The sequence below is a fragment of the Paraferrimonas haliotis genome, assembly GCF_002282895.1.
GTDB lineage: Bacteria > Pseudomonadota > Gammaproteobacteria > Enterobacterales > Shewanellaceae > Paraferrimonas > Paraferrimonas haliotis.
Map to the genome: position 1 here is coordinate 473,255 of NZ_NRRB01000001.1, position 12,440 is coordinate 485,694.

The following is a 12,440-nucleotide window of genomic DNA, read 5'->3' on the forward strand; positions in this document are numbered from 1 at the left end:
CAGTCTAACAATAAATTTTGGTGGATTCGACAGCTTGTCAATATTGTTAGAAGGATCGCGCATTTGATTAAAATTCATCAAGCCATTTGTGCTATGTTAAAGCCGATTTGTTATTTGAATATCGGCAAAAAGGATTTGTGGTGTGAGAGCGGCAAAATCTGTTTTAATCGTCATAGATAGCTTGAGCGGCGGCGGTGCTGAAAAGTGCATGTTGCGGCTTGCTGACGAAATGCTTGCGCTGGGTCAAAGAGTGGCCATGATCAGTTTGTCTCAGGGGCAAGACTATCCGGTTTCAGACAAAATCGAATTGATTACATTTCCAGAAAAATCCAGCCGCAGTTTGTGGCGTTGGTATCGTCGCCGCGACTCTAGAAAGCGACTGCTTCAGGCCATTAATACCCTTGCTCATGGGAAACCATTTGATTTAATTCTGGGAAATCTAGAAGACGCTAACGCCTTACTAAGCGGTTTGGGGTTAAAGAATGTATACATGGTGGTTCACAACACCATATCGCGAGAGTTACACCAAGAGCGCCGTCGCCCTTTGAAATACCTCAAGTTAAAGTCCAAGAAAAAGCGCATGGATGGACAACACTTAATTTGTGTTTCAAAAGGCGTTGAAGAGGACGTTCGCAACTGGCAGGCAATTTCGCCGAGCAGTGTGCGAACCATTTATAACCCGCTCAACCAACAGGCTTTAATTGATGAGTTAGAGACTCAGCATCCGTCAACGGAATTGGGCCAATACATTATTCATGTGGGGCGTTTTGCAAGAACCAAGCGCCACGACCTACTGATGAACATGATGAGCCAACTAAAAAGCGACGTAAAACTGGTGTGTTTGTGTTCGAAACCCAAGCGGGTGAATGCCTTAGCCAAGCAATATGGGGTTGAGCATAAGGTCATAGCTCCGGGGTTTGACCCGAATCCGTACCCATGGATTGCCAACGCCGAGGCGATGGTACTGGCGTCTGATTTCGAAGGCTTTCCAACCGTGTTGATTGAGTCGTTAGCATTGGGTACCCAAGTCGTTAGCGCAGATTGCCAACATGGACCAAGTGAAATTTTACTCGATGAGTTACGTCAAAATCTGGTTCCTATGGATAAGCGCCATGAATTACATCGCTACGTAGAGCATGCCTTAAGCAACCCAGTGGACGTATCCAATGCCGCTGTACTGAAGGCTACTCAAGGTCAGGTGGTAGCGCAGCAGTACCTGACCTTAGCGGATTCATAAGCGGTTATTTTGCAGAGCGCTTGCTCTTAGGAACATAATTTAGAATCGAAATGGGCACCGGTTTTCTAGGTTCGAACCCTTCGATCACCCGCCGTTCAATCAAGTGCCCAAGGCGGCTTTCAATCATGCACAAATTCTTAAAGTCGTCTTTAGATAACAAACTGACCGCCTCACCGGTTTGCTCTGCACGACCGGTTCTGCCGATTCGATGAACATAATTGTCGGCCGGGTAGGGTAAGTCGTAGTTAATCACACAAGGCAGCCCTTCGATGTCGATGCCGCGGGCTGCAACTCCCGTTGCCACCAAATAAGGCAGGTCACCGTTTACGAAGGTATCTAATACTCGCTCTCGAGCGGCTTGATTGCGGCCGCTATGAATGCAATCTGCCATAATGCCGCGTTTTTCCAGCTGGCTTACCAGTTTGGCGGCGCCTTGTTTGGTTTCTATGAAAATGAGCACTTTTTGCCAGTCATGGCTCTTCAGTAAGTGACTCAGTAGCGCAGATTTGGTGTCCTTGTCTACGGTCACTAACCATTGGCTAATTTGCGCTTTAGAGGCGCTGTGCTTGGTGATGCTGATTTCTTTCGGCGACTCAATGGCGTTGCGAGCTAATGCTCGTACTGGGTTAGAGAGTGTTGCTGAAAACAGCAAGCATTGCACCGACTGCTCGATGCGATCGAACACTTTATTGATGTCGTCAATGAAGCCCATGTCCAGCATTCTATCGGCTTCATCCAACACTAAGGTTTGCAGTTCGTCAAAGCGTATGGCTTTTTGGTCGAACAAATCAATTAAGCGGCCAGGGGTGGCCACCAATACATCTAAACCATCAATTAAGGCTTGTTTTTGAGGACCATACTCAACGCCGCCATAAATTGCAGCGCTTCGCAGTTCGGAGTGTTTAGCAAAGGCCTGTAAATCGCTGTTTACTTGGTTCGCCAACTCTCGGGTGGGCACCAAAATTAGGGCACGCGCGCGCTTTTTGCGAAGCGTTTGAGACCCGCTTAGCTGCTCTAAGATGGGCAGAGCAAAGGCGGCGGTTTTGCCAGTACCGGTTTGCGCGGCGGCAATCAAGTTGTGACCCGCTAAGATAATTGGAATGGCTTGCTGTTGAATGTGAGTGGGTTTACTAAAGCCAAGCTCACTGACGGCACTGTCAATATTGTTTGATAGCCCAAGTGAAGAAAATGTCATGACGGAACTCTTTCTGATTTGCTGGCAGTAGTTTACCTGTTTTTGCAGATCTTGGCTGGTTTAATAACCGTTAACTTGATGGGGATCGACTCCCAACCTGTACTTATTCGCTTGTAGATAGCTTGCGCTCTGGGCAAAATGGGGCTCTGTTACGTGATATAGGTAATAATAAGACTAATGACACCTGCAACTATCAGCGTCTTTTTAATTGGCAACGATCCCTCATCGGTTGCTAACGAAGCGCTTGTTCAAGCGTTTGAAGGCGTTAACGTTTCGTGCCAGTTCATCGCACCGCTGACGCAAGAAAGCGAAGCCGACGATCGTCCTCCGTCGTTGTTGGCTTCTAATGAGCAACAAACGCGGCGCTTTTATCGCGATATCAGCGAGCAAGAGCAGCTTCAATACCAAACGCATCAACTCGTTTGGCAACAAATTATTGACCAGCAGTTGGATTACGCCTTGGTATTAGATAGCAAGGTAACCCTAAGCGGTTCTTTGTCGCCGTTGTTGGACGCCTTACAAGCATTGCACAAGCAACGCACCAAATTCGAATGGGATTATGTCATGCTTGCTGACAGCCAACTCAACAAGGGTAAAGCCATCTATCGACGTAAGCTGGCTCAAATGGAGCTGCTGACCTACAAGACCATTCCTTTACAAGCGTCGGCTCAGGCCATTTCTGCAAGAGGCGCGCAACGCTTGCTGGACAACAGTAAAACCATCGCCCGGCCGCTGGTTTATGACTTGCGTAGTCATTGGGATTTAGGCATCGAGGTGTTGGGTTTAGCACCCTATGTATTTGACGGCGCACAGAGTGTCGAAGCCTCGGCTCAACAAACCGCTTCTGTAAATTATGCCCGCTGTTTTTTGCAATCACTAGAGCGCAAGGTTACAGCTTGGTCAAACACGCGTTTACTGGTTGTAAAACAACAAGAATTACGCTGATATTTCATTCAAACCTCTGCTAGTATCCGCCGTTCAAAAAATTATCGAGTCGCATCATGCGAACGAATTGGAGAGAGCAAGTGAAATATTTAATGAGCATTGTAGTGCTAGGTTCATTGTTAATAACGACGTCGGCTGTGGCGGGACCTCAGGTAGGCATTATGGTAGGCAGTGACAACGGAGTCTCCATCCGTCATCACGGTTATCAAGTGGAAGTGGGAATAAACGATGCTTCAATTGCTTTGGATAAAACCTACTACTTCAACAACAGCCCTTATTTCTACTGGGGTGGCGGCGTAAAGTGGCAGGATCATAGCAACAGAAAACTGGGTGCTCGAGCTGTGTTTGGAGCCGCGACTAAGGTTGAAGACTTCGTATTCTTTGCTGAGGCCAAGCCTATTTTTTATGTCGTTAACGGTGCCTCCGTGCAACTTGAAGGCACCTTAGGCGTGCGCTATCAGTTCTAGCCTATCGACTGTCGATAAATCTTGAAACGACCATCGTTGTCAATGATGTTCACCGGCCCAAAATGCGTCGCGATTGCGTCGGAATAGGGTAGGTGACCATTGGCAACGATTTGCCAAACACTGCGCCGTTTTAGCTTTTTCTTCGATTGGCGAATAAACTCCATCGCGACCGATGTGGAGGTTTGCAGGCCATCGTGAAACGGCGGGTTAGACAGTATCGCTTTCAAACCGTACTCAACCTCTTGTAATCCGTCACTTGGGTAAACCTTGGCGTTAACTTGGTTACTGGCCAAGGTCAGTTCAGTGCTGGCGAGCGCCATGGCATTGATATCTATGCACTCCAGCTTAATATCGGGATAACGCTTTGCCGCGACTAGGCCAATAACACCGCAACCACAGCCGAAGTCCAACACTCGCCCTTTCAATTCCGGCATATGTTTTAGAAACAGCTCGCTGCCTTTATCTAAGCGTTTATCGCTAAATACGCCGGGGAGCATGCTAATTTGCAGGGTTTCGCCATCAACTTCAATCGGATAGTGGGATAACCACTGTTGTAACGGTGGCATGGGTGTCGGCGTGTGACAAACACTGCTGAACAGCAAGCAATGGCGCGCATTATCTTGTTTGATGGGGGCTGAAAAGCCGTCTGGCAGTTGCTTGGCCAACGTTTTAACACCGCTTTTGTTTTCACCCACGACCCATAAAATGCCATTTTCGGTTAAATGACTTTGGGCTAAGGCAAATAAATAGCGCGCCAACGGCTTCGCTTTTGGATAATACAGTATCACCTGCTCGTACTGTTGAGGCGCCTCTTTGGGCAGATTGACTCCGAAGTGGCACTGTAACCGTTCGCTCGCTTGCTGCTTGAGCGTTGTAAAGTGTTGGTAGTCTAATGACAAGGCGTGACAGGCGGCGACTTGTTGAGAAAACAACGAAGCCAACGAGTCCGACTCATGGTTAATCAATAAGGTGTTAACCGAGTCAAATTCGTCGAAATTTCGTTCTAGGACTAACGAAGTAGGACAAAGCATTAGTCGTTGTTCTCTTTAATGGCGGCCGCGGGGGCATCATTGACAACAACGCCACTGGCTTCTGGCATTGGGCTGCCGGCTTTTGGTGGTAATAAGCTCATCAGTTGAGTCGCAATCTCAATATTATCTTGATGACCGTTAAACAGCTCAGAGCCTCTTCCAAAGGCCAATACCGGAACGTCTACGGCCGTGTGTCCTCCCGTGGTCCAGCCGGTATTAGTACGATCATCAACAATGGCTCTAATTGCTTTTGCCATGATTTTCTTGTCAACCGCATCGCGTGCTTTTTGCAGGCTCGCAAGTTCATCTTCTGTCGGTTGTAGCGCTAACGCATCGGCGACGAGCGCTTGCCAATTATCATTTTTATAGGTGGCCTCTGCCAGTGTTCTAGAGCCTTGCTTAATGTCAGCAATCATTTTTGGCTTCCAAACGTATTCGCCATCTTTTGCCAAGGTGAGGCCGCCGGTTGCGTGATCGGCTGTAACCACCATGGTGGCATTAGGATTAGCTCGAACGTATTGTTCAACCACCTCAATGGCATTCGCAAAATCCTCGGTCTCATGCATTACTCCGGCAATATCATTGTCATGACCGGCCCAATCGATTTGGCTGCCTTCAACCATTAATACAAACCCTTTTGGATGAGCAGACAGTAACCTTAATGCATGCTCGGTCAGTAGTGCCAATCTGTTGGGTGTGTCATCGTCTAATGCGGCGGGTAAGCCAACCTCACCGAACAAACCAATAACAGGCATGTGTTGAACGCCCTCTAGGTCTTGATAACGCTCAATGTGGCTAAACCCTTTTTGCTTAAGAGTAGCTAACATGTCTTGGCTAAAGTATTTTTGGCCGCCTCCAAGCATGACGTCAGCGGGTGACTCGACATAAGACGCGGCGAGCTCATCGTAGTTGCGACGACTTTCATTATGAGCAAGGAAAGCGGCTGGCGTGGCATGATTAATCTGTGAGGTTACAGCAACACCGGTCGCCATACCGCGCTCTCGAGCCATCTCCATGATGGTGGTAACCGGTTGCTTATTTTCATCAACTGAAATGGCACCGTTATAAGTTTTTACGCCGGTGGCAAGTGCGGTTGCTGACGCTGCCGAATCGGTGACATAGCCACTGACTGGCGCCGGATGAGTGCGAGCGGTGCCTGTGAGTAAGCGGTCGAAAACCGTCTCTTCCACTTCTAAGGTGTCAGGGTTGTCTTTGTAGTAGCGATAGCCGCTGACCACGGCAGGACCCATGCCATCTCCAATCATAATGATTATGCTATGGGGCGCTTGTTGCTGTTCGTCGGGGGCTTTAGGCCCCGCTAACTGCGGCGTTGATGCGAATGCGGTGCAGGCAAACAGCGCCGCAGTTAGGCTAAAAATGATAGAGCGTTTCATTGGCTTTCCTTAACGCGTGACTCAATGGCATCCATGAGCTTACCTGTGATGCTGATGCCAAATTCTTTTTCAATCTCGACAATACAGGTTGGGCTTGTAACATTAATTTCTGTTAATTTAGCGCCGATAACATCAAGGCCGACGAAGATAAGTCCTCGTTTTTTCAGTTCAGGACCGATGGCATTGGCGATTTCCCAGTCCGACTCACTCAAAGGTTGAGCAACTCCGCGACCGCCTGCGGCAATATTGCCTCGGGTTTCTCCTTTGGCAGGGATTCGAGCGAGGCAGTAAGGCATAGGCTCTCCGTCCACCACTAATATTCGTTTATCACCGGCGTCAATTTGAGGCACAAACTGTTGAGCCATAGCGTAGCGGCTTTGATGTTCGGTTAAGGTTTCTATGATCACCCCAATGTTAGGATCACGGTCGGTTACGCGGAATATGGACGCACCGCCCATGCCGTCGAGCGGCTTTAAAATAACGTCGGAAAATTCGCTAATAAAATCGCGTAATTGCTTATCGGAGCGGGTCACTAAGGTCGTGGGAGTAAATTGACTAAACCACGCGGTAAACAGTTTCTCGTTGGCGTCGCGCAAACTTTGCGGTTTATTAACAATCAGGGTGCCTTGCTCTTCGGCGCGCTCCAGAAGATAAGTGGCGTACACAAACTCAGTATCAAAAGGAGGATCTTTGCGCATAAGCACCGCATCGAGCTCCGCCAAAGGTTGGCTGACGGTGTCTTCTAGGTGGTACCAGTCTTGCGGATCTTGTTTTACCGACAAAGGCTTCATGGTGGCGTAGGTTTGGCCATCACGCAGATGCAAATCTTGCATCTCCATGTAAAACAGTTGGTAGCCGCGTCGTTGAGCTTCTAGCAACATGGCAAAGCTAGAGTCTTTCTTGATGTTGATGGAGCTTATGGGGTCCATCACGATTCCGAGTTTCAACATGTATAAATTCCTATCCCAAATCGCCAAATCGTAATTGCAATGCACTGATTACGGTCAATGCTGCCGTTTCGGTTCTTAATACCCGCGGGCCTATTAAAATATCTACAAAGTCATGGGTTTGAGTTAAGGCTATTTCCTCTGGACTCAATCCCCCTTCTGGCCCAATTAATAGCCGGACTCGCTGGGCCGTTAAGCTAAGGCCGTTAATGCCATGACTTGCTCGAGGGTGCAGGTTTAGCTTGGTGGCTTCACTGTTTTCAGCGCACCACTGCTCAAGCTCCATGGCGGGTCGTACTTCGGGGACCACGGCTCGGCCGGATTGTTCACAGGCCGAAATGACAATTTTTTGCCATTGCTGTAGTCGTTTTTGTAATCGTTCGCCGGTCAACTTAACACCACAGCGCTCCGAAAAAAGCGGGGTAATGGTGTTAACGCCTAATTCCACTGACTTTTGCAACGTAAAATCCATGCGATCACCACGAGAGATAACTTGCCCTAAATGGATGTTCAGTGGCGATTCATTGCTGACCAAGGTTTTTTCTTGAACAGTAACCGCTACTCGCTTTTTGGTGAGCTCTATAATCGTGGCATGATAAAAGTGACCATCGCCATTAAATAAGTCCAAGCGTTGGCCGACACTCATGCGCATCACCCGGGCAACATGATTGGTCGCATCATCCGATAAGCTTATCGCGGTATCGAGAGGGATTGAGTCTGGATGATGTATCCGTGGCGTTCTCATGTACTGATTTCTTTTAAGGTCAAAGTGCTAATTTGTTGATAAGTGTAACCTAAAGCGTTGCTTTTGTACGCTCTCTCGTGGCCATATTTTTATTGTGAGCGGCGCAAGCTTGGGATACAAACAGATTTTCAGTACCTTGAATTGAGCGGATTAAGTGGTTACGTCGGCACTCTATATCCGACACGGGATATTGATTATTCCAAGCTTCAAAAAGCTGTTGTTGTGCTGCGGAAATGGTCAGGCCGTATTGTTGTTGCATATACCAATAGGTGCGAGCAATGGCGCCCCTAGCTTGTTGAGGAGGCGAAGCTTTTCTGGCCTTAAAATCCACCACCATTTGACAAGCACCATATTGTGATGCGTTATTCGGTAGAGCACTGAAGCGATAATTGCTGCGATCACCATTTACCTCACCAATGGCCGGTACTAGGTTGTGTAAGTCCGCCTCCATACGCTTAAAGTTGGCATCGGTTTTACGGCAGTGGCTGCGTCCACCCTGCTGCCAGCATTGGCTTTGATGGCCTAACTCCCATGCCGATACAATGTGCTCCCACTCAATTCTACTTGCCCTTTTCGGTTGCTTTCGAGCTTGGTAACCGCAGGCTTCTAGATCCGGTTGCCACTTTTTTTGATTAATAATAATCGGACAACCGCAATAAAAACTTTGCATGGGTAACTCTTGCGAATAGAGCGTCATGGCTACTTTCTTAGCGTTGCTAAAACTACTGGGAAAGGTAGGTGTGGCGTTAGCGTGGAAGCCAATGCTGAAAAGCAATAGCCAAAAGAACTGAGTTGGTTTCACTGCATCATTCCTACTTAACTGAGGTTAAGTGACTTCGAATCAATAAGCCTAAACTTTAACTAATTGCTGGTGGCAACGTCGACACAGATACTGCGCTCCACGTAACACTTTGTTATGCCGTCTTAAGGTCAGTTGTACAGGACCGCATTGGCATTGATATGTGAATTCAGGCCCCGATACCTTTGACACATCAAAGTTGTGTGTGGTTTTGGGCTCACACTGAAATACGTGGCGCATGATTTGTTGCCATTCTTTGCCGTGAGGGCGCACCCGACCGTGACGTTGAAAACAAATCAAATGGGCAACCTCATGAGGCACAACATCCGTTAAAAACGCCTCAAGATTATCTTGCATAAGCTTGGGGTTAAACCGCAACCGGTTTTCCGATAAATGAGCGGTGCCAGCGCTGCGACCACGAAGCTTAAAACTAACCTGCGGTCGGGTAAATTGGGTTTTATAGTGACTGTCCAGTTGCCGATAGCAAGCTTCAACTCGTTCTAAAAGCAAAGCTTGCTGTGGCGTTAAGTCTGTATTACAAGGCAAGGGCTGCCTGTTTGAGCATGGCATCTATTTGTTCAACGATGGCTTTTTCAGTGGCTTCATCATACCCGGAAACCCGTGGCGTATGAATATGTCCTACCGCAATTGTGCTGTCAAAGCGGTCCCGCTGAAGAATGCTGCGATAACTGATTTCGTTAGACAGGTAGCCACCGCCACTGCCCTCAACCGACGTCTGTCTTTGCAGTTCTGTTAAACTCGACGCGTTAAACGTGCCGTTTTCTAAGGTACTTACCTTATGATTATCAATAACCTGCCAAGGCCCTTTAACCGATTGCATGGCCGTCACAGGCAAAGAAAACTCAACAAATTCTGGGCCGTTTAGGTCGCGGTTGTCGAATTTTGGCAGTAAAGGGTTGGTTGCCGTTGCGCCGGTTAATTGATTAAGGTTATCCACCGCTGCGGCACTGCGATTTAAGCCTGGAAAGCGTTCCAGATCGAAATGATCCCTTCCCATTGAAATGGTCGCGACCATAGACACTTTGCTGGTTCTAAATATGGGAGCCAGCCAAGACTCAACAATGCCATCATCAAAGTCGGCGAAGCGCACTGGCATGATGACCGACTGCACTTCAACTTTGAGGCCGTTAGCTTGCCAGGTTTTACCGTCTAACCAAAGTGCAGCTAAACCGGAGGGGTTGCTTTGAGAAATGTTTTTATCTAAAAAGAAAGGGTCGAAGCCACTCACGAGAATGGCAATGTCGGTATCGTCGCTGAACTTGATATTAGCCATGCCTCGAGAATTGGTTTCTACCGCCTTGAGCGCGATGTCTTTTTGCCAGTTAGCAATGGAGAAGTCTGGATTGTTTTGCTTGATGGCTTGGCGTAACTGTAAACGGCCCCAGTATAAGGCGCGATCGTCCCAGTGGCCGGATTGAACATCGCGCACCGCTTGTTGCCATAGGCGTTCCCCTTCTCGCGCCACCACTTTAGTTACGGGCAATTCACCGCGACTTTCTTGGTAGCGTTGAATGCTGATGTTGAGCATGGGCTGGTAGCGTTCAACCACTGTAGGCATTTGGCTTTGAGCCGTTGAGATGCGAGCTTCTTCAACATCCAGCGGCAAAGAGGCTGATTGAACGGTTACGGGCAAACACAGCGCGGCGCCTAAAGCGACAATTCTCGCGACAGCAAACATGGGGGCAATCCTTTGAGTAAACTTTTATTGTTTTAACTCAGAGTATTACAACCTAAGCTTAGTCTCAATAGCTAGTGGGCTTGAGATGTGATCTGTTCGGGTAAAATGCTGGTGCCATCTTTGTGCTGTGGGGGTTTAAAGCCCTGTACCTGATTTCGCCCACGCGTTTTTGCCAAATACATGGCTTTATCGGCCGCTGCCAGCAAACTGTCAAAATCGTAGCCGCCGTTGGCTGTGGTTGCTACCCCCAGACTTGCGGTCACCGCCACTTCTGGCTCGTTGGCCATGAGTGCCACGCGAGTGATCGCTTGGCGGCACAATTCCGCAATTTGCAAGGCTTGCCCTTCAGAGCAACCGGCAAGCACGAGTGCAAATTCTTCGCCCCCCATTCGGCCAAATAAATCGTTGCTTCTCGCCACTTTTTTGCAGGCGTTAGCGACTTCGATTAACACTCTATCGCCAATGGGGTGACCGTGTACGTCGTTAATTTTCTTAAAATGGTCAATATCCAATAGGATGATCGCCATGGGGGTTTGCCGCTTTCTATTGAGTTTAAGCAAGCCTCGACCTTGGGTCACAATGAAACGGCGGTTATAGCAAGCCGTTAGCGGATCGGTGATTGCTGCTAAGCTGGCTTTTTTATGGGCGGCACTTAGGCGATATAAACCGATAATTAGCACAAGGGTTACGCTGGCGAAGATGATGCTAAAGATGCGGTTGTTCCACGCTTGCTTAGCGGACAGTTGCTGTTGCAGTTTCAGCAGTTCGTTTTGCTGATTGAGGTGTTCGATTTGAGTCGACTTTTCGCTGTTACTGAATTGGCCTAAGGCGAGTGCTAGTTGCTTTTCGGCATCGGTTAATTCGGTCGTGGTTTCAGTGTCGGTATAGCGTTGCAAATGCTCTAAAGCTAACAATTTATTTTGCGCCATCAGTTCGATTTGATAGAGCGTATAAAAAGATTGTTTAAAGGCATGGTTGGCATGAACTAAGTCGCTGCCAATAGTAACGGCGCGATTGGCCGCGGAGCGCGCTTGATTTAAAAAACCGAGACGAAAATAAGCTTGCGATAAGGTGTGATAAAAATCGACCAACATATCGGGATAGCTGACCTGAGACAATTGTTGACGATGGCGGTTCAAGATTTGCAATGCCAATTCTGGCTGTTCTCTGGCGATGAATTGATTGGCTTGAATGAGAAACAAACCAGTGAGTACTATGTTCTCATTGGTCGCTTGACAGGCGCTTATGGCCTGAGTCATAAGCGGGGCGTCTGGGGCTAACGACTGCTGATATGCACCGGCTTCTGCTTTTAACGCTTTTGCGGTACAGATTTGACGAGCGTTCGGCGAGTTGGCCAAAATTTTATCGGCGTAGTCCGTGCCTAGGTAGTACAAGCCAAGTTGATTGAAAAACAGACCAAGTATGGCCATGCCACGATTTTTGATTCGATTGTCGTTGACCTGAGGTAAATCCTGCATCGCTTTTTCGGCATATTGGAGTCCTTGCAACCATTGCCGAGTTAGCCCAAAACTCAGTACCAGTTGCGAGCGGGCCTCAAAGGTATGTGTGGGGTCTTGAGTCACACCCAACAATTGGTGCAGTTGCTGTTGCGCCCTTATGTGGTCACCTTCGAACAAGGTGTGTCGAGCTTTCAACAGGTTGAGCTGGGTGGTTTGTTTCTGGTTTAAGCTGTCGCGGTTACTTTCAATAGTGCGTATGAATCGTTGAAACTGTTGGCTATCTGAAGAGACCACTTTTTCGGCGAGTAACAGCTGTGAATCAATGGCATCAAGGGCGCTCGCTTTTGCACTGACAAATAAACTTGCACACAAACACACCAACAAAACCCACAAACAGGTCGAAGTTGACGTTTTACTATCACAAGCTGTTTCTGTCGAATTGTTCATTAGTTAATGGTTCGTCCTTGACGGATCACATTGATGGCCCAATCAGCCTTTACCGTTTTCACGTGAGTTACTGT

The 12,440-nt window shown here is 48.1% G+C and carries 12 protein-coding genes; 3 read left to right on the plus strand and 9 right to left on the minus strand.

The genetic code is table 11. The annotated features are described in order from the left end of the window. Nucleotides 1-142: 142 nt before the first annotated feature. On the plus strand, nucleotides 143-1,237 hold the full coding sequence (locus tag CLC91_RS02285) for a glycosyltransferase (RefSeq protein WP_095497331.1): 1,095 nt from the start codon (nucleotides 143-145) through the stop codon (nucleotides 1,235-1,237). Between the two features lie 4 nt (nucleotides 1,238-1,241). Here the strand turns inward: CLC91_RS02285 and CLC91_RS02290 are convergent, their stop codons facing one another. Beyond that, nucleotides 1,242-2,432, minus strand: a complete 1,191-nt coding sequence (locus tag CLC91_RS02290) for a DEAD/DEAH box helicase (protein ID WP_095497332.1) — start codon at nucleotides 2,430-2,432, stop codon at nucleotides 1,242-1,244. Nucleotides 2,433-2,609: 177 nt separating this feature from the next. Here CLC91_RS02290 and CLC91_RS02295 point away from each other — a divergent pair, with 177 nt between their 5' ends. After that, on the plus strand, nucleotides 2,610-3,377 hold the full coding sequence (locus tag CLC91_RS02295) for a glycosyltransferase family 25 protein (protein ID WP_095497333.1): 768 nt from the start codon (nucleotides 2,610-2,612) through the stop codon (nucleotides 3,375-3,377). 56 nt (nucleotides 3,378-3,433) lie between these two features. Next, nucleotides 3,434-3,844: a hypothetical protein gene (locus CLC91_RS02300; RefSeq protein ID WP_233132554.1), complete on the plus strand. Its 411-nt coding sequence runs from the start codon at nucleotides 3,434-3,436 to the stop codon at nucleotides 3,842-3,844. Here CLC91_RS02300 and CLC91_RS02305 read toward each other — a convergent pair. From CLC91_RS02305 to CLC91_RS02340, 8 genes are all read right to left on the minus strand, one after another. Beyond that, nucleotides 3,841-4,875, minus strand: coding sequence for a class I SAM-dependent methyltransferase (locus tag CLC91_RS02305; protein ID WP_095499916.1), 1,035 nt, complete (start codon nucleotides 4,873-4,875; stop codon nucleotides 3,841-3,843). The genes CLC91_RS02300 and CLC91_RS02305 overlap by 4 nt on opposite strands. Further along, entirely contained in the window at nucleotides 4,875-6,269 is a 1,395-nt protein-coding gene (locus tag CLC91_RS02310; RefSeq protein ID WP_095499917.1) for an alkaline phosphatase, read from the minus strand. Before CLC91_RS02310 ends, CLC91_RS02305 begins: the two co-directional genes overlap by 1 nt. Continuing rightward, complete coding sequence (gshB, locus tag CLC91_RS02315; RefSeq protein ID WP_095497337.1) at nucleotides 6,266-7,219, minus strand: glutathione synthase; 954 nt, start codon at nucleotides 7,217-7,219, stop codon at nucleotides 6,266-6,268. The genes CLC91_RS02310 and gshB overlap by 4 nt, the downstream gene beginning before the upstream one ends. 10 nt (nucleotides 7,220-7,229) lie before the next feature. Beyond that, nucleotides 7,230-7,961, minus strand: coding sequence for a 16S rRNA (uracil(1498)-N(3))-methyltransferase (gene rsmE, locus CLC91_RS02320; RefSeq protein ID WP_095497338.1), 732 nt, complete (start codon nucleotides 7,959-7,961; stop codon nucleotides 7,230-7,232). 49 nt (nucleotides 7,962-8,010) lie between these two features. Then, a complete protein-coding gene (locus tag CLC91_RS02325; RefSeq protein ID WP_269844416.1) occupies nucleotides 8,011-8,763 on the minus strand; it encodes an endonuclease in 753 nt (250 codons plus the stop codon). 48 nt (nucleotides 8,764-8,811) lie between these two features. Beyond that, a complete protein-coding gene (locus tag CLC91_RS02330) occupies nucleotides 8,812-9,306 on the minus strand; it encodes a SprT family zinc-dependent metalloprotease (protein WP_158220674.1) in 495 nt (164 codons plus the stop codon). Next, the gene (locus CLC91_RS02335; RefSeq protein ID WP_233132555.1) at nucleotides 9,296-10,459 is read right to left on the minus strand and encodes a hypothetical protein; all 1,164 of its coding nucleotides are present in this window, start codon (nucleotides 10,457-10,459) and stop codon (nucleotides 9,296-9,298) included. Before CLC91_RS02335 ends, CLC91_RS02330 begins: the two co-directional genes overlap by 11 nt. 71 nt (nucleotides 10,460-10,530) lie before the next feature. Next, complete coding sequence (locus tag CLC91_RS02340; protein ID WP_095497340.1) at nucleotides 10,531-12,366, minus strand: GGDEF domain-containing protein; 1,836 nt, start codon at nucleotides 12,364-12,366, stop codon at nucleotides 10,531-10,533. Nucleotides 12,367-12,440 lie beyond the last annotated feature (74 nt).